30 protein-coding genes are annotated in these 17,336 nt (G+C 65.9%); 23 read left to right on the plus strand and 7 right to left on the minus strand.

From position 1 onward, the window contains the following. Positions 1-35 precede the first annotated feature (35 nt). The 5 genes from SM191_RS09020 to SM191_RS09040 all read right to left on the minus strand — a co-directional run bounded on the left by SM191_RS09020 (position 36) and on the right by SM191_RS09040 (position 1,622). On the minus strand, positions 36-242 hold the full coding sequence (locus tag SM191_RS09020; protein WP_341505893.1) for a hypothetical protein: 207 nt from the start codon (positions 240-242) through the stop codon (positions 36-38). Next, positions 239-451: a hypothetical protein gene (locus SM191_RS09025; protein ID WP_341505894.1), complete on the minus strand. Its 213-nt coding sequence runs from the start codon at positions 449-451 to the stop codon at positions 239-241. The genes SM191_RS09020 and SM191_RS09025 overlap by 4 nt, the downstream gene beginning before the upstream one ends. Continuing rightward, positions 448-810, minus strand: coding sequence for an XRE family transcriptional regulator (locus SM191_RS09030; RefSeq protein ID WP_341505895.1), 363 nt, complete (start codon positions 808-810; stop codon positions 448-450). The genes SM191_RS09025 and SM191_RS09030 overlap by 4 nt, the downstream gene beginning before the upstream one ends. After that, on the minus strand, positions 807-1,052 hold the full coding sequence (locus SM191_RS09035; protein WP_341505896.1) for a hypothetical protein: 246 nt from the start codon (positions 1,050-1,052) through the stop codon (positions 807-809). The genes SM191_RS09030 and SM191_RS09035 overlap by 4 nt, the downstream gene beginning before the upstream one ends. A 111-nt stretch (positions 1,053-1,163) precedes the next feature. Beyond that, positions 1,164-1,622 carry a hypothetical protein gene (locus SM191_RS09040; RefSeq protein ID WP_341505897.1) on the minus strand — a complete coding sequence of 153 codons (459 nt, stop codon included), beginning with the start codon at positions 1,620-1,622 and terminating at the stop codon, positions 1,164-1,166. Between the two features lie 86 nt (positions 1,623-1,708). Between SM191_RS09040 and SM191_RS09045 the strand changes: the two genes are divergently transcribed. Then, complete coding sequence (locus SM191_RS09045; RefSeq protein ID WP_341505898.1) at positions 1,709-2,062, plus strand: hypothetical protein; 354 nt, start codon at positions 1,709-1,711, stop codon at positions 2,060-2,062. A 412-nt stretch (positions 2,063-2,474) separates the two neighbouring features. Here the strand turns inward: SM191_RS09045 and SM191_RS09050 are convergent, their stop codons facing one another. Then, positions 2,475-2,756 (minus strand): transcriptional regulator, encoded by a 282-nt coding sequence (locus SM191_RS09050; protein ID WP_341505899.1) that lies wholly within the window; start codon positions 2,754-2,756, stop codon positions 2,475-2,477. 98 nt (positions 2,757-2,854) lie between these two features. Between SM191_RS09050 and SM191_RS09055 the strand changes: the two genes are divergently transcribed. The 8 genes from SM191_RS09055 to SM191_RS09090 all read left to right on the plus strand — a co-directional run bounded on the left by SM191_RS09055 (position 2,855) and on the right by SM191_RS09090 (position 6,818). Next, entirely contained in the window at positions 2,855-3,349 is a 495-nt protein-coding gene (locus SM191_RS09055) for a helix-turn-helix domain-containing protein (RefSeq protein ID WP_341505900.1), read from the plus strand. A 249-nt stretch (positions 3,350-3,598) separates the two neighbouring features. Continuing rightward, positions 3,599-4,315, plus strand: a complete 717-nt coding sequence (locus SM191_RS09060) for a hypothetical protein (protein ID WP_341505901.1) — start codon at positions 3,599-3,601, stop codon at positions 4,313-4,315. Position 4,316: 1 nt separating this feature from the next. Next, positions 4,317-4,703 carry a thermonuclease family protein gene (locus tag SM191_RS09065; RefSeq protein WP_445949835.1) on the plus strand — a complete coding sequence of 129 codons (387 nt, stop codon included), beginning with the start codon at positions 4,317-4,319 and terminating at the stop codon, positions 4,701-4,703. Positions 4,704-4,712: 9 nt separating this feature from the next. After that, on the plus strand, positions 4,713-5,348 hold the full coding sequence (locus SM191_RS09070) for an SOS response-associated peptidase family protein (protein WP_341505902.1): 636 nt from the start codon (positions 4,713-4,715) through the stop codon (positions 5,346-5,348). Positions 5,349-5,365: 17 nt separating this feature from the next. Further along, complete coding sequence (locus tag SM191_RS09075; protein WP_341505903.1) at positions 5,366-5,989, plus strand: hypothetical protein; 624 nt, start codon at positions 5,366-5,368, stop codon at positions 5,987-5,989. 56 nt (positions 5,990-6,045) lie between these two features. After that, positions 6,046-6,333 carry a type II toxin-antitoxin system RelE/ParE family toxin gene (locus SM191_RS09080; RefSeq protein ID WP_341505904.1) on the plus strand — a complete coding sequence of 96 codons (288 nt, stop codon included), beginning with the start codon at positions 6,046-6,048 and terminating at the stop codon, positions 6,331-6,333. Next, on the plus strand, positions 6,333-6,632 hold the full coding sequence (locus tag SM191_RS09085) for a HigA family addiction module antitoxin (RefSeq protein WP_341505905.1): 300 nt from the start codon (positions 6,333-6,335) through the stop codon (positions 6,630-6,632). Before SM191_RS09080 ends, SM191_RS09085 begins: the two co-directional genes overlap by 1 nt. Before the next feature lie 3 nt (positions 6,633-6,635). After that, entirely contained in the window at positions 6,636-6,818 is a 183-nt protein-coding gene (locus SM191_RS09090) for a helix-turn-helix domain-containing transcriptional regulator (RefSeq protein ID WP_341505906.1), read from the plus strand. 9 nt (positions 6,819-6,827) lie between these two features. On the opposite strand, the gene SM191_RS09095 is transcribed toward SM191_RS09090, so the two are convergent. Further along, entirely contained in the window at positions 6,828-7,103 is a 276-nt protein-coding gene (locus SM191_RS09095) for a hypothetical protein (RefSeq protein ID WP_341505907.1), read from the minus strand. Positions 7,104-7,202: 99 nt separating this feature from the next. Here SM191_RS09095 and SM191_RS09100 point away from each other — a divergent pair, with 99 nt between their 5' ends. The 14 genes from SM191_RS09100 to SM191_RS09165 all read left to right on the plus strand — a co-directional run bounded on the left by SM191_RS09100 (position 7,203) and on the right by SM191_RS09165 (position 17,293). After that, positions 7,203-7,391: a type II toxin-antitoxin system HicA family toxin gene (locus SM191_RS09100; RefSeq protein ID WP_341505908.1), complete on the plus strand. Its 189-nt coding sequence runs from the start codon at positions 7,203-7,205 to the stop codon at positions 7,389-7,391. Between the two features lie 63 nt (positions 7,392-7,454). Then, complete coding sequence (locus SM191_RS09105) at positions 7,455-7,841, plus strand: type II toxin-antitoxin system HicB family antitoxin (protein ID WP_341505909.1); 387 nt, start codon at positions 7,455-7,457, stop codon at positions 7,839-7,841. A 179-nt stretch (positions 7,842-8,020) separates the two neighbouring features. Further along, the gene (locus tag SM191_RS09110) at positions 8,021-8,368 is read left to right on the plus strand and encodes a LexA family protein (protein ID WP_341505910.1); all 348 of its coding nucleotides are present in this window, start codon (positions 8,021-8,023) and stop codon (positions 8,366-8,368) included. Between the two features lie 76 nt (positions 8,369-8,444). After that, positions 8,445-9,188 (plus strand): hypothetical protein, encoded by a 744-nt coding sequence (locus tag SM191_RS09115; RefSeq protein ID WP_341505911.1) that lies wholly within the window; start codon positions 8,445-8,447, stop codon positions 9,186-9,188. Positions 9,189-9,308: 120 nt separating this feature from the next. Continuing rightward, complete coding sequence (locus SM191_RS09120) at positions 9,309-10,772, plus strand: SGNH/GDSL hydrolase family protein (protein ID WP_341505912.1); 1,464 nt, start codon at positions 9,309-9,311, stop codon at positions 10,770-10,772. A gap of 268 nt (positions 10,773-11,040) precedes the next feature. After that, the gene (locus SM191_RS09125) at positions 11,041-11,337 is read left to right on the plus strand and encodes a hypothetical protein (protein ID WP_341505913.1); all 297 of its coding nucleotides are present in this window, start codon (positions 11,041-11,043) and stop codon (positions 11,335-11,337) included. A 2-nt stretch (positions 11,338-11,339) separates the two neighbouring features. Beyond that, positions 11,340-11,549, plus strand: coding sequence for a hypothetical protein (locus SM191_RS09130; protein ID WP_341505914.1), 210 nt, complete (start codon positions 11,340-11,342; stop codon positions 11,547-11,549). Then, on the plus strand, positions 11,546-12,184 hold the full coding sequence (locus SM191_RS09135; protein ID WP_341505915.1) for a DUF3164 family protein: 639 nt from the start codon (positions 11,546-11,548) through the stop codon (positions 12,182-12,184). The genes SM191_RS09130 and SM191_RS09135 overlap by 4 nt, the downstream gene beginning before the upstream one ends. 69 nt (positions 12,185-12,253) lie before the next feature. Further along, positions 12,254-12,484 carry a hypothetical protein gene (locus tag SM191_RS09140; protein WP_341505916.1) on the plus strand — a complete coding sequence of 77 codons (231 nt, stop codon included), beginning with the start codon at positions 12,254-12,256 and terminating at the stop codon, positions 12,482-12,484. Between the two features lie 89 nt (positions 12,485-12,573). Further along, positions 12,574-12,858, plus strand: coding sequence for an HNH endonuclease signature motif containing protein (locus tag SM191_RS09145; RefSeq protein ID WP_341505929.1), 285 nt, complete (start codon positions 12,574-12,576; stop codon positions 12,856-12,858). 87 nt (positions 12,859-12,945) lie between these two features. Next, positions 12,946-13,404 (plus strand): phage terminase small subunit P27 family, encoded by a 459-nt coding sequence (locus SM191_RS09150; RefSeq protein ID WP_341505917.1) that lies wholly within the window; start codon positions 12,946-12,948, stop codon positions 13,402-13,404. After that, positions 13,388-15,253 (plus strand): terminase large subunit, encoded by a 1,866-nt coding sequence (locus tag SM191_RS09155; RefSeq protein WP_341505918.1) that lies wholly within the window; start codon positions 13,388-13,390, stop codon positions 15,251-15,253. Before SM191_RS09150 ends, SM191_RS09155 begins: the two co-directional genes overlap by 17 nt. Continuing rightward, a complete protein-coding gene (locus SM191_RS09160) occupies positions 15,250-16,590 on the plus strand; it encodes a phage portal protein (protein WP_341505919.1) in 1,341 nt (446 codons plus the stop codon). The genes SM191_RS09155 and SM191_RS09160 overlap by 4 nt, the downstream gene beginning before the upstream one ends. After that, complete coding sequence (locus tag SM191_RS09165; RefSeq protein WP_341505920.1) at positions 16,571-17,293, plus strand: head maturation protease, ClpP-related; 723 nt, start codon at positions 16,571-16,573, stop codon at positions 17,291-17,293. The genes SM191_RS09160 and SM191_RS09165 overlap by 20 nt, the downstream gene beginning before the upstream one ends. The last annotated feature ends 43 nt before the right edge of the window (positions 17,294-17,336 follow it).

Here is a 17,336-nt window from a genome sequence, read left to right on the forward strand (position 1 = left end):
CCGATCACCCAGCTTCCTTGCGTGGTCCTCGACGCTCACAGCCCCAACTCCGGGATGACGCCGGGGCCGGCGATCATCCAGTCGAGCAGCTCGGCGAGGATCAGGCCGACGATCACGCCCGCGATCGCCAGCAGGGCGATATCGTTCGGGCGCAGGTGATTGTCGGCCGGAGTTTCGACGGGACGGCAATCGGCACAGCGGCACGTCATCGGGTGCAGCGAGGTGGGCGCGGTCGGCTTCATCGGCGGGGCTCCCGGCTCTGGAGGACGGCGAAGGCACGCAGCGTCTCGATCGAGATGATCTGCGCGAAAAGGATCAGGATGACGGCGGCGAGCGCGACGCGCGGGTGGCCCATCAGCAGGAACGCCGTCGCCAGACCGGCCATGATCGCCGTGACGAAGGTCAGGGTCCGCAGCGTCGTCGTCACGCGGCGATGGAATTCGGCCATCATGCGGGGACTCCTGCGCGACGAGGGGGCGCGGTCCAGCGGCAGGCGGCTTCATGGCCCACGGTGCATTTCGCCCGGTCGGTCTTGCCGCAGATGAGGCAGAGCGGGGTCGTCGCCTCCTCGATGCCGCAGCGATGCCGCTCCAGTTCGTAGAGGACCGCGCTATCGATCGGGTAGACACGGCTCAGCACGGCGAGCGTGGTGAGATCGATCGGCGCGATATCGGCCTCGATCCGCTCCAGCCATTCGGCCCGTTCGAAGTCGGTCAGGTGCGGCACCGTGTCGATGGCCGCCGCCATGTCGTTCAGCGACTGGCGGGCACCGCAGCGCAGGGCCTTGAGATAGGCGCCGGGCGTGATCACCGGCGGCGCTCCGGGGTGATGTCGAGGATCTGCGCGTCGAGAAACGGATCGACCGCTAGGCGCATGTCGAGCACGGCGCGCGACAGGTGGACGAATGCGCCGTTAAGGCGCTGGACGAGCAGGGTCTGTTCGCTCGTGTCCTGGACGACGCCGTCGGGGAGCTGGCGCGCGACGCGGTCGCGGGCGACCCGCGCCTCGGAAAGTGCCACCAGCAGTTCATCGATATCGCAGGCGATCGTCATGGGTCGGTCGGGCTCCGGGCAGCAATTTGCCGCTCCGCCGATCGGGTCGGATCGGCGGGGGCGGCGTCGGGTCGTTCGATGGGAGTTCGGGAGTACGATCGGCGGCGGCGGTCATGGCGGTTGCAGGACCATCAGGTGGGGAAGCGTGGACTCGAAGGCCGCGATGCCTTGCGTCACCTCCTGCAACGCCTCGCGGCGCTGGCGGGCGGTGGCGCTCGGCTGCATCGCGACGACGAGGGCGGCTTTCGCCTCCGCGCCTTCCTTGATGCACAGCACGGTCAGGTCGGGCAGCGCGCCCTGGTCGACGGCCACCGCCGAGGGCGCGCTCGATTCGAACAGGCGGCGATAGGTATCGAGCATCGGCGCGCCCGTCCCGCCGGACGCGCGCCAGGCGCAGTCCAGCGCCAGCGCCGTCTTGATGGGGGGCGTAAGCTCGCAATGCGGATTGGACCAGTCGGCGAGCGTGCGGCGCGCGCGTCTGGCGACCTTCAAAGCGGCCGGTTGCCCGATGCGGTCGACGATCATGTCCAGCGCCGCCTCGAAGGTCATGGGATCACGGGAATAGGTCATGCCATGCGCCCTCCACCGGTGGGGCTGGACGCGCCTCCGCCTTCGGTTACTGTGGCCGCGTTAACCACGATGGGAGTCGTATTGACATGAGGTATGAAAACCGAACGTTTGAAAACGAAGAGCTGATTCTCGACGGAAATGACTACATCGACTGCACTTTCCGGAACTGTCGTATGGTTCTTCACGGTACCGGAAGCGGTACAATCGAGCCATTTTCTGGCAACGGTGTCGAATTTCAGTTCAAGGACGGCGCGGCGAGTGCGGTAAGCATTCACCAAACACTTATGGAAGCCGGGCTTAGTCAGAGCGCGCCGATCGGTAGTTTCCTTCGCATCGGGACAAGCTGGTTCCAACGCATTCCGAAACCCATGGCGGTTGGCAGTGAAGGCGAAAAAACGACGGGGCTTGGCGTCGTGATCATCACTGACAGCGTAAATTGACGTCAGCACAAGGTACCGGGCGGGCGTCCACGAGGCCGCCTCTATCCTTGCCTCGGCGTCCCGATGACTTAGAGGGCCGGTCATACCGCCAGTCCTCTGCTGGCGACGCGGGATGCGTCGCCAGCTTCGGTTACCGTGGTGTTGCGAACAGCCACGGCAGGATGCGCTTCAACGCGCTGGATTGGTCGATGGCGGGCATCCCCTGCCGAGCGTACCCACCGCCGACCCTCGACGGTCCGTCTACCAGTGAGTTTGATCGCCAAACGGCGCGGCGATGGCGACGGACGCCCCGCTATGCTGGCGATATCGTTGCTCGATGAGAAACAGGACGCCAGCAGCGGTATCAACCCCGAACGGCGCTGCTGGCGCTCGCCACCCGACTGGCGGACGAGAGGGAGGGCGATTCGGCCGGTCACGGGCGCGCCGATCCGATCAGGGGCGGGGCGCTGGGCGCCGCAGGGCTGGGGTCGCGCGGGAAAACGTCAGGGCGCAGATCGTGACGGGACACGCCCGAATGATCCTCGATCGGGATGCAGGCATGGGGCGAAACGCGCGCCTTGCCTTTGACCCAACGCCAGACGGTGGGCTGCGTGACATGGGCAACGCGGGCCGTCGGGGCCTGTCCACCGAGAATCGAGACGGCCGCCTGGATCGCCTCCAGCGGTGTCCCATACTGTCCCGGCGATATCGTCACCGCGCTGCCTCCCGTCGTTCAATCTATACGAATCGGTATATGGCACTAATACGGATAATATGATGGGGAGGCAATACGGAAAAGTATAGCGTCCGCGCATGATCGATCGGGCGCGATTGCGGCAGCTTATGGAAACGCGGGGATTTTCCGCGAATGCGTTGGCACGCGCCGTAGGCGTCACCCAACCGACGATAACCAGGCTGCTGTCCGGTAAGCAGTACGCGACCACGCATCTGCACCAGATCGCTCGGGAGTTGGCGACCACCACGGCGTATCTGACCGGAGCCACGGACGATCCCGATGTCGATGCTCCGATTCCACCTCGGGAGCCGTCGTTTCAAACGGTGACCATGGACGTCATGCTGCCTAGCGAGCCCGCGCTGGCCGAGATGTTTGCTGGTCTCCTGGAGGCATCGCCTGGTCTGGAAGGGGACGAGCTCGCTCTCGAGCTCGCACGGCAGCTTCCCAAAGCGCTCTCGAATGCGCGATCTGCTCGCTTGTCACGGCACCCGGTTCGGACCGCGCGCGATGAAGCAAATGCTGCAACCGATCATGGCGCTCGGCAACAACGCCCGCGATCGTCGAACACCTGACGGTGCAGGGCGTGCATCCGAGCGGGCAGGCGGGCTCGGGCAGGATGTAACTCATGCGTCGTAACGGCCTTCTGGAAATGAGGCCGGTGGGGTTGGAGAGCGCTTGGCGAATCACGATGGAAAATGCGCGGTACGCGTCAAAGCGGATGCTTTTCCTGTTGATGACCGGGGCTGCGGCGGGCTGGTTCGATCCCTGTCGACGGGACGGCGGAAGCGCCCGTCCGTTAACCGATAAGCACGGGGGGTTTTGTGGCACAGGGGCATGATGCCATTCCGAATTTGCTCGGCATGGCGCGAACGGCGGTCGAAGCGGGCAATAACGAAGAGGCCATAAGCTACTTCAACAGGGTGCTGGAGATCGACCCGACCGTGTCGGAGGCGTGGCTGGGCAAGGGGAATGCCGTCGCGCAACAATCCAGTCTCGACAATGTCCGCATGCGGGAAGTGGCCGTGTCCTTCGGCCACGCGATCGCGACGTCGCCCGAGGAGGATCGGCCGCTGACGGCCAGGTTCGCCATCGCCGAATTGACCAACATCGGCTTGAAGACGCTGATCCGCCTGCAAGAGCATGTCGTGCAGTTCGCGGCGGTGCAGGGGATGGCGGAGCGCCGCGCGACGGTTTCGCTCGCGATACTGGATGCCATGGAGGTCGGCCTGCGATGGGTGCCGGACTTCGAGCAGGGGTTGAAGCTGATGGTCAGCGCCGGGAAGGAGGCGCTTTCCGCTGGCCTGACTCCGACCATGGCGGCCGAGGTGCAGGGCAAGATCGCGGCGGCGCGAGCGAAACTCCGGGTCATCAATCCGGAGGAGGCGGCGGCCGAGGACGCGGCGGAAGCGGATGCGGCGAAGCTGGAGCAGATCCGGGCGGAGGCGGCAGCCCATCAGCGCCAGGTCGATAGCTGGGCCGCTTATGTCGCGTTTGGCATCGCGGGAATGGCCTTTCTGCTCTGGCTGTTCACCCGGTAGCGTGCGCGGGTCGAACATCCTGGCGATGGCGGCGCTGCTCCTGCCGCAAGCGATCGAGGCGAGGGGCCGGTGTCGGGCGGTGGACGGCGACACGCTGCGCTGCGGGCGCGAGCGCATCCGGCTGATCGGGATCGATGCGCCGGAGATGCCCGGCCATTGCAGGCCGGGTCGGCGGTGCGTCGCCGGCGATCCCGTCGCCTCGCGGAGCAGCCTCCAGCGCGCGCTGGTCGCGCCGATCGCCATCAAGCGCGTCGGCCGCGATCGCTATGGCCGGACGCTGGCCTTCGTTTCGGCCGGGGGCGAGGATCTGTCATGCGGCCAGCTGCGGCGCGGGCAGGCGCGGTATCGGTCCGATTGGGACGTGGGTGGCCGGATCGGTCGATGTTGAGGAGGCGGCATGTGTAATCGGGCGCGGTTCAAGGGCGAGGCGGGCGACCTGTTCCGCGACTTCCAGGCCGAATGGCTGACCGAGCAGCCGCGCGACAATCGCTTCCATCCGCAGGAGTTGTTTCCCCGATCGCGCGCCTATGTGCTGCGGCGGGGTGAAGCGGGCGGCCTGGGGCTCGATGTCATGGCCTGGGACGTGGCGGGCAAGGGCGCGCCCTATCCCATGACGAACGTGCGCAACCTGGCCCTGCCCCAATGGCGCAGGCTGGCCGAGCGGCCCGAGCAGCGCTGCCTCATCCCCCTCACCGAGTTTTGCGAGTGGACGCCGGACAAGCACGCGGTCGGCGACGGCGCGCCGATCAAGGGGGAGATGTGGTTCGCCCTTCAGGACCAGCCCATCTTCACCATCGCCGGTTTCTGGCGCGAGATCGACGGCGTCCGGTACTTCGCCATGGTCACCTGCGACGCGAACGAGCTGGTGCGACCGATCCACCCGAAGGCGATGATCACGATTCTGGCACCCGACGACCAGGAGCGGTGGTTGACCGGCAGCTATGACGACGTGGTGGCGTTGCAACGACCCTATCCAGCCGACCTGATGACCGTGCGGGGGCCGGTGTTTCCGACCAGGTTGAACAGGAACTGATTTTGAGGGGGCTTTTGGTGGCAATCAGACGGGATCAGTGGGTTTTCGGTTTGGCAGGCTTCGCGATCGCGGGGCTATTTGGCGGGGCGGTTACCATGCTGCTCTACCTTGGGCTGAAGAGTGATGACGTCTTCGCTTTTTCTGGAGCGCTTATTGGCGCCTTGGTCGGTGCGGTCGGGACGGTGTTGGGTGCGGCATGGTTGGCCGACAGAGCTATCAATCAAGAGCGTCAGGTCGAGCAGAAAGATATCGTTGAGGAGGTCGAGCACGTCCTTTTCGCATCTTCGGAGGCTTTGAAATATTTCGAAGCAGATGGTTCATACGCGCCCGGCTGGCATAAAAAAATGTCAGAATTCCAGAAAGAAATGGGCATTGCTAAGGATTATTTTAAAGAGGTCATCGGCCATGCGAAGACGATCAATTTTCGACAACGGCGTGAGATCAAAATTCTAGTTTCCTCTATCGGATATTTCCTTGATTTATACAATGAGGTGATGGTGCAAGAATATGAGGATGATCCATACGATGACCGTACCTTTGAAGGGCTGATTCGCCATACCCTTCACCAAGCCGCATTGACCACCGCGTCGTTTGGGGATCGCCCGACATTCGTCATGGGGCTGGGTCGTTCTCGAATCTAAGCGTAAAGCGTCAAGCGACGCTTGACGTTCCGGGCGGCTGGCACTAGATTGCGGGCATGGAAATCGAAACCATCTCGCACAAGGCGCTCCGCCGCTTCGCCGAAACCGGCAACAGCCGGGGGCTCGACGGAAAGCTGGTCGAGCGGCTTCGCGGGATGATCGCTTTCCTTCATGCCGCCACCTCGGTGGACGCGTTGATGGTTCCCCCGAACTATGGCGCTCACCAGTTGACCGGCGATCGCGCGGGAACATGGTCGCTGACCGTCACCCGCAACTGGCGGATGACCTTCCGGCTGGATGAGGCCGGGGCGATCATCGAACTTGATCTGGAGGATTATCACTGATGGCTATCAAGCTGCACGACAGCATGTTCATCCATCCGGGCGTGTGGATGCGCGCCGAGCTGATCGACGCGCACGACCTGACCGTCGTCGACGCAGCAGCGCGCCTAGGCGTGACGCGGCAGTCGCTTAGCCCCGTCCTGAACGGACACAACAGCGTCACGCCGGAAATGGCTATTCGGGTGCAGAAGGTATTCGGCCTCGATCCGGAGACGCTGCTCCGGATGCAGGCCGCCTATGACCTGGCGCAGGTCCGCGCGCGGGTGGGCGAGATCCGGGTGGGCGAGCCGATCGCGGCGTAGGCGATGCCGACGAAAACCATTCCCTTCGACGCGGCGGAATATCTGACCGGCACCGACGATCAGGCCGAGTTGCTTGCCGATGCGCTGGCAGAAGGCGACCCGGCCTATATCGCGGCCGCACAGGACACTATCGCGCGCGCGCGCGATATTTCTCGGCGCGCCACCGAGGCGAACGCTTCGGGCTGAAGCCGTCCGCTATCGCCATCGCCGTTCCCATTCGTCGCGATCTTCCGCCCATTCGAGGCGCGCCTGGCGCAGCGCACGTCGCCGCTCATTTTCGATCCGGTTGAGGATCGCGCGCATGATGGGATCGTCCTTGTTCGCGCGTGACTTTTCCTGCCGTTCACGCTCCCGGCGCAGGGAGCGGGTGAGATGGAAAAACCCGGCGATCATTTCCTCTGATTCGTCCATGACCAGAACAAGACAGGAACAAGTGCCTGTAGGAAAACACTTTTCACCGAGCATCGCCATTCGCCGCGCCGCGTGAATTAATACACACTATACACACTTTTCTCTTGCGCCTTGCCCCCCCCTGAGTGTGTATATACACACTCATCAAGGGGGAAGGAGATGACAAGCAAGGAAGTCATAAAGCGGATCGGAGCCGACGGATGGTTCGAGGTCCGGCAGAGTGGAAGCCACAGGCACTTCAGGCACCCCACCAAGCCCGGAACAGCCACCGTCCCCCACCCGAAACGCGAAATGCCAATCGGAACTTTGAAAAGCATCGAGAGGCAAACGGGGGTGAAGCTGACCTAAGGGTCAGCGGAGCCCCCCGGCTTCGACCTTCTCCTCCCTCACGGCTTAGAAAGGACTGTGACCATGGGAATCGCTTATTATCCCGCGATCATCGAGCGGGCCACGAAGGGCTTCGGGGTTTACTTCCCGGACGTGCCCGGCTGCACGTCGTTCGGCGACACCTTGCAGCAGGCCGCGCGCAACGCCGAGGTGGCGTTGAACGGCCATATCAAGTTGTCGGCCGAATATGGCGACGCCATCCCGTCTCCATCCGAGCTGGATGCGGTCGCCCGCGATCCGGACGTGGATGAAGCCGCGCGCGTGCTGGTCCGTGCCGAGCTGCCGAGCAAGCAACGTCGGATCAACGTCACGATGGACGAAAGCCTGATCGCGGCGATCGACAAGATTTCGACCAATCGTTCGGGCTTCCTTGCCGAAGGTGCGCGGATGCTGCTGGCGGCGCGGGGCTGATCGGAAAGTCGCCGACCACCGCCAGCGCGTCGCCCGGCGCGCCGTCGCGCGGCGTGCGGTCGGTCGGAAGACGGGCCCTGCCGGAGCGGGCGTGACCGGTGCCGTCGCATGGGCGGCGGTGCCTTTCCTACAATGTTGATACTCCCTATATTAATCGACCGGGGAGCATATCGATATCGATGGAAGAGGCGCTGCGTCTGCAACCGGCGATGGCGAGCCGCAAGCTGCTCGTACTGGCCTTTATCCGGGCGTATGTCGCGCGGTGGGGCGGATCGCCCTCCATCTCCGAAATCGCCGAAGGTACGGGCTCGAGCCGCAGCGGGGTGAAGGCGTCGCTGCGCGTCCTGGAGGCGGAGCGATTGATATTCCGACGCCCGGGCGCGCGCGGGATCGTCCTGCCCGACCGGCTGGCCGAGGCGCTGTGCGAATTGCGGAAGGCGGGATATATCGTGGACGACGATATCGTCCGGGGGCCCGCCCCACCTCCCATGGAGCCTGTGCTCGACTTCGATCCTGGGCAGGACTGAGGCGCGGCCCAAATCCGACCCTGCCGCCGCGCCGAGCGCTGGGATACGCCCCGGATGACACTGGGGTGAATTTCGCATGACACAGAATTTCGGCCTGGCCGCGCAAGCCGCCCGCCTCCTGGCCACCGCACCATGTCCGTCCTATCGCGATCCCGGCGAAACCATGGCCCGGATCGCCGCCAGCCGCGCGCGCGAGGCGGACCGCGTGCATCGCCTGGTGCTGGGCAAACCGCGCGTCATGCCCAGGATCGATACGACCGGGCTCAACCGCCAGGAACGCAAGGCCCTGCGCAACGCGGCGGCCCGCGCGCACGAACAGCGGCTGAAGGAAGACCGCCGGTTCACCGGCAAGGAAGCGACGCCCGAGACGCTGCGCGATGTCGCGCACCGGACCGAGGGATCGCTGGCGCGGCTGTTCAGCGCCGGGCATATCGACAAGGACCAGCTGGCGGCGGCCGAGGCGATCTATGCCGCGCATCGCATCGTCGTGGGCGACGTCGCGATCGCGATCGCCAGCATCGAGGCGCGGGTGGACCGTTCGCCGCGTGGCCCGGCCATGTTCTACGAAGCGCTGGGGGCGGTGCAGGCGGAAGTCGCCTATACGAACTGGCGGGCGTCGCTTCCCAAGCCTGCGGCGGTACTCGATATGATCGTGGGCGGTGTCGCCTTCACGGTCGCGGCGGCGCGTTATGGGATGGCGCATCGGCGGGCGAAGACGCTGCTGATCGAGGCGCTGGACGCCTGGCCCCGCTATCGGGCGCAGGCGCGCAAGGAGATCGGCCCGGCGACGCTGGCGGCCGCCCATGCGGGGATTTTGTAGGCCGTTTCGCCATTGTTTTTCTGTCTTTATTCGAGATTCGCGCGAAACTATCCCGATTGCGTGCGAGAGCCGAGTCCATGCATTTGCCCGATTAATCAATAAGTTTTGGGGGCAATATTCATGGGTACCGCTGCGACCAGCATACCACTCGCGCTGTCGTTGATGATCGGCAGCTGCACCGTCGCGATGAACGGCGCATTCGATGCACCCGATGGGTTGCCGATCGTCATGCCGACACCGACGCCGACACCGACCCCCACGGCGACACCGACCCCGGCCGCCGGGAATCCCGAGCGGTATATGATCGCCTTCACGCGGCTGCGCATGCCCAGCGGCGCGCTGCTGACCGCTGCGAGCGAGACGCCGTTCGTGATGACCCGCATCGTCGTGGGGTCGCCGCAAAATGCCGTGACGTCCGTTCGCTGTCATTTTGCGGGCTTTGCGTCGACCGAGGGGGGCAATGCGCCGCAGGAATCGCTCTTGCCGGGCAACGCGACGAACGTGGACGGCTTCTGGCTGGCGATCGGCGCGACCAAGGTTCGCGCGACGTTCAACGAGGCCGCAAGCGCCACGATCGACAGCGGTTCGACAGGTGTCTGGACCGATCCGATCGACCTGGCGGGCGGCATTCCGGCCAATAGCAATGTGGCGATGACCACCGCCTATCACACCGCCGCTGGCGAAAGGCAGATCCCGGTCTATCGGATCCAGGCCGGTCGTGGCGAACGTGTGTGGGGCGGGACCGACCTGGCCAGCGTCGTTTCGCATCTCGACACGCCGAACGACTTCAGCACGCCGTCGCTCGACACGGGCAGCGGCCAGTCGCAGCCGGCCTATTACGGTCCCGACCTGTGTGTCGCCAAGGGGTGGGACGGCCGTCCCGTCGTGCTCGGCGCGGTCGACAGCATCGGCGAGGCCCGTCAGGAATATGCCGTCGAGGCCGACACGCGCGGCAATCTCGGCTGGCTGCGCAAGTGGCTGGACACCGCCGATGCGACCTATGGCCGCGTACCGCATTTCATGATCGGCATGCCGGGCACCAAATCGAGCCTCGAGCTGAACACCGGCGCGCTGCTGCGCTGGCAGGTGATGGACCAGGCGGCGCAGTTCAACACGGGCCGTGCCCTGCCGTTCACGGTCCTGGTCAACCAGATGGGCCAGAACGACCTGAACACCAAATATACGACCATGCGGAGCAACTATACCGGCTTTATCGACCGGTTCGTGGCGCGTTATCCGGGTGTTCGCGTGGTCGCCACCGGCGTCCTGCCCCGCACGACCAGCACCGACCTGTGGATGAGCCGGGCCAGTCAGACGCCCGTGACGGGCAACGAATGGGGTACGCCCAGCGGCGGCTGGGGCAGCGGCTTCAAGTGGCAGCTTGAGGCCTATAAGCAAGCGGGCGCGGACGGGCGGATCGCCGCCTATATCGATACCCGGCCCTTCTGGTACGATGCGGCGGCTCCGGGCACGTGGCCCGTCCTGACCAGCCAGCCGACGCCCGAAGGCGTTCATCCCTATGCCGTGGCCGTCACCGCCATCGTGAATGCCATCCCGCAGTCGGACAAGGCGAAGCTGCGATAGGCGGCAAGCCCTGCCATCGTGAAAACCCCTGTTGGCATCGCATGAACCGGCCCGGCGACGTTCGCGGGCCGATGGGGGCTAGGCCGGGTGACGCGCTTTGCGACGGGACGATCTGGGTCCAGCGGGGCGAGTGACGGGTGGCCCAAATTAGACCCTACCCAAGCGGTCATATTTCGGGCCATTTCGACCCCGCGATAATTGCGACCTGACCGGAAGGCCCGCCTCTCCCCCCTGGAGGCGGGCCTTTTTGCGTCCTGGAGATGCCGAGATGGCCCAAACCCACCGTAGCACGACCGCCGGTGTCGCGGGCCGCGCCGCTGCCGCCTCTCCCCCGGGCGTGCAGCGGCGCCACCCCGCCGATGATCTGGAAGCCGCGCGCGATCGGCTGGAGGCGCTGATCCGGCGGGTGCGGTCGGGGGCGCGATCGGTCGCGGAGCACAACGAGTTGGAGACCGAGGCGCACCGCATCGCGCGGGACCTGGTCAAACCCTTTCGCGGGCCCGACGCCCGCCCAACCGCCGCGCCGCTGTGGGTCAGCGCCGATGGCCGTTCCGCAGGATGGTGACGATGTCGAAAGCCCTTGATCTGGCCGCACTCGATCGTGTCGCGAGCGCGGGTGCGCCGCGCGATACGGTTCTGGTCACGCGACGGTGGTTGGCGCAGGTCCATGCCGAGTTGCATGCCGCCCGCAATCAGTTGGCGTTGCTCGACTTCGACACCTTTGGTCGGATCGGCGCCGCGCTGACGACCGACGCCGCCAGTCCGAGCGCGGCATGACCGACCGCCAGCATCCCGCCGCCATCGATGTCGGTGGCCAGCCCTATCTGCGCGACGCGAAGGGCTCGCTTGTCCCTCTGGCGTCGGTGAAGGCGCAGGACCTGTTGATGGACGAGACCGTGCGGGACATGCTGGTCGAGGCCAGGGCGCTGTCCGAGCAGATCGCGGCGTTCAAGCGGCGGGCCTTCGACCGCGTCACCGCCTTCCAGGAGTTGCTGGCGCAGCAGTACGGCGCGACCGTGGGCGGCACCAAGGGCAACCTCACCCTGTTGTCGTTCGATGGCTGCATGAAGGTGCAGGTGCAGGTGTCGGACCTGCTGGAGTTCGGCCCCGAGCTTCAGGCCGCCAAGGCGCTGGTCGACGAATGCCTGACCGAATGGAGCGAGGGCAGCGCCCATGAGATGCGGGCGCTCGTCAACCGGGTGTTCCAGGTCGACCAGCAGGGCAAGATCAATCGCGGCGCGCTGTTCATGCTGCTTCGCGTCGAGACCAGCAACGAGCGCTGGAAGCGGGCCATGGAGGCGATCCGGGACTCGATGCGGGTGGTTTCGACCCGCACCTATATGCGCTTCTACGACCGGCCGCAGCCGGACGCCTCGTGGCGCGCCGTGTCGATCGACATGGCTTCGGCGTGATCCTCACCCTTCCTTTCCGGTGTCCGGCCTGTTTCGGGTCGTGACGCCTTCCGCCGCCATGGAGGCCCCATGAAGTTCATCGTTGCGCTGCTCGCCATCATGTTGCCGACCAAGACGGTCGACGGCATCGTGTCTTTCCTCGGTCAGCTGGCCGAGCAACTGACTGCTGCCGAGGAGGTGCAGGCCAGCCGCGCCGCCACGCTGCGGTCGCAGGCCGATATCCTGCTGGCCAAGGAGGCGGACGCGGAAGGCGAGCGAGCCAGGCGCGTCCGGGCCAAGCTGACCGATCTGGTCGCCTGATCAAGCCCGTCCAGCGGCTTCGCGGTCGGGCTGGCCAGCGCCAGCGCCAGCGCCGCCTTCGCCGCACGAACGGCCTGTGCGAGCATTGCCTGAAGGCGGGCCGGACGGTCGCTGCCACCGTGGTCGATCACATCACGCCGCTCGCCCTGGGTGGTCTCGATGTTGACGACAACACCCGGAACCTGTGCGATCCGTGCCACCTGAAGGTGACGGCCGAGCAGTTCGGGCACGCTGTGCCGATCGCCGCACGCGGTGTCGGACGCAACGGTCGACCGACCAGCCCTGACCATCAATGGAATGGAAGGCGCGCGGCCGACACCGCCGATCATGGTCGCCGACGACGGCCTACACCCCCCGGGGGGTCAAAAGTCTGAAGCGGCCGCGCCCCGGACACCGGCGGTCCCCTTCATGCGCTGCGCGAGCATTTTTTAGGTAAAAAGTTCGGGCGAAAGCGAGGTGCCATGGCGAGGAAACCGACCCGTGCCGCCCCGGCCGAGCCGCCCGTCGACGAGACGATCGTCGCCCAGCCCGATTGGCCCGCGCTGTTGCCCAATGCCGATGAGCAGGCGGTCGCGCGCGGGCATTGGCGGCGCATCGTTCAGGAAATGATGTCGCGGGAGATCCTGTCGTCATCGAACGGCCACGCGCTCCAGCGCCTGGTGCTGGCCTATATCGTCTACGACCGCTGCTCGCGCGAGGTGGCGGCGACCGGCCTGGTCACCGAGGCGAACAAGGAGAACAGCAAGGCGATCGACCGGCTGTCGATCTATTACAAGGCGATGCGCGAGGCGGAGACGACCGCCGAGCGGCTGGAGGCGCAGCTGGGCCTGTCCCCGGGTCGCCGGAGCAAGGTTGGCAAGGTGGCCAAGCAGCGCCGGGGCACCGCCGGGGCGGACCAGTTCCTTGGGCCGAAGGGTTAGCGGCCGGGCGGCGACAGATCCCACCACGGCATGGGCCGAGGCGGCGGTCCGCGGCGATTTCGTCGTGGGCGATCTGGTCCGCTATGCCTGCGAACGCCATCTGCGCGACCTTCGCGATGCGGCCAGGCGGGGCTATTTCTGGCGGCCCGAGCTGGCGCAGCGTGCGCTGGACTTCTTCCCGTCGGTGTTCACGATCACCGATGGCCCGGCGGCGGGCAAGCCCTTCCACCTGATCCCCTATCAGGTGTTCGTGGTCGGCTCGCTCATGGGCTGGGTCAACGCGGAGGGCCGCTGGCGCTTCCGCTCCGCCTGGGTCGAGACCGGCAAGGGGCAGGCCAAGTCGCCGATGATGGCGGGCCTGGGCCTGTACGTCATGGGCTGGTGCGGCTTCCCGCGTGCCCAAGTCTATTCGATCGCCGCCAACAAGCAGACCGCCAACGTCCTGTTCAAGGACGCGACCGCCATGTGTCGGGCGCAGGTGCCCGGCTATGACGACGGCGACACGCTGGAGGCGCTGGGCCACGTCGTCCTGCGCGGCGAGGGCGACAATAGCTGGAAGATCGAGCATCCCGGCTCGCAGTCCTTCTTCCTGCCGCTGGCGGGCGGGTCGGCGCAGTCGGGACCGCGTCCGCGCCTGGTCCTGGCGGACGAGATCCACGAGTTCACGACCGACGCCCAGATCGAGATCTGGCGACGGGCTATCACCAAGGTGGCGGGCAGCGCGATGATGGTGCTGGGCACCAACACGCCCGCCACCTCGCAGATCGTCGGCACTTCCTATTCGGAGACGGCTCAACTGATCGCCAGGGGCGAGAAGCGGGACGATACGCAGTTCGCCTTCGTCGCCCGCGTCGACAAGCGCGATCGCGAGACCGTCTTCACCAACGAGGCCTGCTGGCGAAAGGCGCTTCCGGCGCTGGATATCACCTATCCGATCGCGAACATCCGCGAGGAGGTGCTGACCGCCCAGACGCGGCTGTCCACCGCCAGTTCGGTCAAGCGGCTCTATTTCGGCATCCCGACCGGCGCGGCCGACTTCTGGATCGACGAGGAGAAATGGGCCGCGATCCTGGGGCCCATCGACGACGACGCGTTGAATATCCTGCGCGGCTGCCCATGCTGGCTATCGCTCGACCTGTCGAAAAAGAACGACCTGACCGCCCTGACGGCGGTGTGGCGGGACGGCGACAACATCCTGTGGTGCAAGACCTGGTACTGGACGACGCAGGACGGCCTGGCCGACCGGGCGAAGCGGGATTCGGCCCCTTATGAGGAATGGGTGGCGGACGGCCATTTGACCGCCGTCCCCGGTGCGACGATCGACAAGACCTTCGTCGCCGCCCGCGTCGCCGAGATCTGCGCCGAGCATGACGTGGTCGAGCTGGTCTTCGACCCCGCGCAATTCGCCGACTTCGAATCCGCCTGCGAGGAAATCGGTTTCGATGCCTGGAAATATGAGGGGCCGGACAAACCGGTCGGCAGCGGGCTGAAGATGGTGCGCCACGCCCAGGGCACGCGCGTGATGTTCGAGGACCGGCAATATTGCATGCCCCGCTCGATCGAGCGGCTCGAGGATCGCATCCTGAAGGACACGATCGTGATCGACAGCTCTCCCGTCACCTATAGCTGCGCAGCCAATGCCGCGATCACCGAGGATGGGCAGAAGAACCGCGCCTTCGACAAGAAGCGGTCGCGCGGGCGCATCGACGGGATCGTGACCACCGCCATGGGCGTGGGCGCGGCCGACAATGCGCCGCTCGACACCAAGGAAAACTACACCGGCAGTTTCGTCGTCGACCTCGACGACGATGGCGAAGACGGCGATCGGGACGGGGAGGACGGCGCTTGAGCATATCGTCCTATCGCCTGTCCGAACGCGCCGCAGCGGCCGAGGCGGCGCGCCTGGCCCCGGCGGTGCGGAATGCCGTCGACAGCACGACGGCGGTCGTGGGCGACTTCTCCCAGTTCGAGTGGATGGGCTGGGGCCAGCGCGCGGCCGGGATCGAGGTGACGCCGGAAACGGCCATGCGCTCCTCGGCGGTGTGGCGGTGCGTGACCCTGATCAGCGGGACGATGATGTCGGCGCCGCTGGGCGTGTACGAGCATCTCGACGGGGGCGCGCGGCGCTATGTCCCCGACCATCCGTATAACCGCTTCCTCCAGGTCGAACCGAACGAGGAGATGAGCGGGCCGGAGTTCGTCGAGCTTCAGGCGATGGCGATGCTCCTGCGCGGCAACGGCTATGGCCTGATGCGCCAGGCGCGCAACGGCACGATCACGGGAATCGACTATTACCACCCGGCGCGGGTCCTGCCGTTCCGGTCGGGCGGCGGGATCTGGTACCAGTTCACCAACCTCGACGGGTCGATCGAGACGCATCACGGCTCCTATGTGATCCATTTCCGGGGTCCGGGCCGCGACACCAACGGCATCCGCGCTCTGTCGGCGATCGCCCACCATGCGCAGTCGATCGGCATCAACCTGGCCAGCCGAGAATATACCAGCGGCCAGTTCGAGCGCGGCCTGCTCACCAACGACTATTTCCAGTTCCCCGAAGGCGTGACCGTCACGAAGGAACAGCGGGCCGCGTTCCGGGAGTATCTGCGCAAGCGGGCGCAAGGCGTTGCCAATGCGCATAATCCGCTGCTGATCGAGAATGGCGGCGAGTGGAAGCGGGTCTCGGTCAGCGCGAAGGACGCCCAGCTTCTCGAGCTGATGCAATATTCGGTCGTCGACGTGGCGCGGATCTTCGGCACCCCGCCGCACATGATCGGCGAGACGTCGGCGGCGACCACCTGGGGCACCGGCATCGAGCAGATGACCGTCGGCTTCAAGCTTTACACCTGCGTGCCCCATATCCGCCGGTTCGCCAAGGAACTGACCCGCAAGCTGTTCCCGGTGATCGGGGCCAGGGCGTCGCGCTATTTCGTCGATTTCGACGTCGAGGCGATGCAGGTCGGCGACAGCAAGTCGCAGGCCGACTATTTCAAGGCCGCCCTGGGCGGCAACCAACTGCCCGGCTGGATGAGCCAGAACGAGGTGCGGCGGATGAAGAACCTGCCGCCCCTGGCCGATCCCGACGCCGACAAGGTCTATTTCCCGCCAGCGCCGGCGCCGATCGGCCACAATGGCGCCCCTCCCATGGAGCCAGACGACAATGCCGCAGATGACGCGCAAGCTGCTTAATCTTGCCCAGGACAATCGCGGCAAGGGCTCCGGCCTGCGTTGCGAAGCGACCGGGCCCGAAACGACGACCCTGTTCGTCTATGACGTGATCGACGGTTTTTGGGGCGTGTCGGCGGCCGACTTCGCCAAGGAGCTGGCGGCGATCACGACGCCGAAGGTCCGGCTGCGCATCAACTCCCCCGGCGGCGACGTGTTCGAGGCCAGGGCGATGATGACCGCGATCCGCGAGCATCCCGCCGAGTTCACGGCGGTCGTCGACGGCCTTGCCGCGTCGGCCGCGACGGCGCTCACCCTGGCCTGCGACACGGTCGAGATCGCCGAGGGCGGATTCTACATGATCCACCGCGCCTGGACCTTCGCCATGGGCAATGCCGAGGACATGACCGCGACCGCCACGCTGCTCGGCAAGATCGATGACGTGCTGACCGAGGGCTATGTCGCCAAGACCGGCAAGTCGACCGCCGAGATCGAGGCGTGGATGAAGGCCGAGACCTGGTTCAACGCGGCCGAGGCGATCGAGGCCGGTTTCGTGGACCGGATGGCGGCCGTGCCCGAAAAGGCCAAGGCCCAGGCCAATGTCTTCAACCTGTCCGCCTTCGCCAATGTGCCCAAGGCGCTGACCGAACGTCCCCGCGAGATGGATACCAGCGCCCGGGACCGGGCGGTGGCCCGCCTGGCGCTGTACGACCGCATGGCCGCCTGACGGCCAGGCACCCCCCGCGCCGGTCCCCCCGGCACCCCCCAGC

This window comes from Sphingomonas sp. 2378 (assembly GCF_038084995.1).
Lineage (GTDB): Bacteria > Pseudomonadota > Alphaproteobacteria > Sphingomonadales > Sphingomonadaceae > Sphingomonas.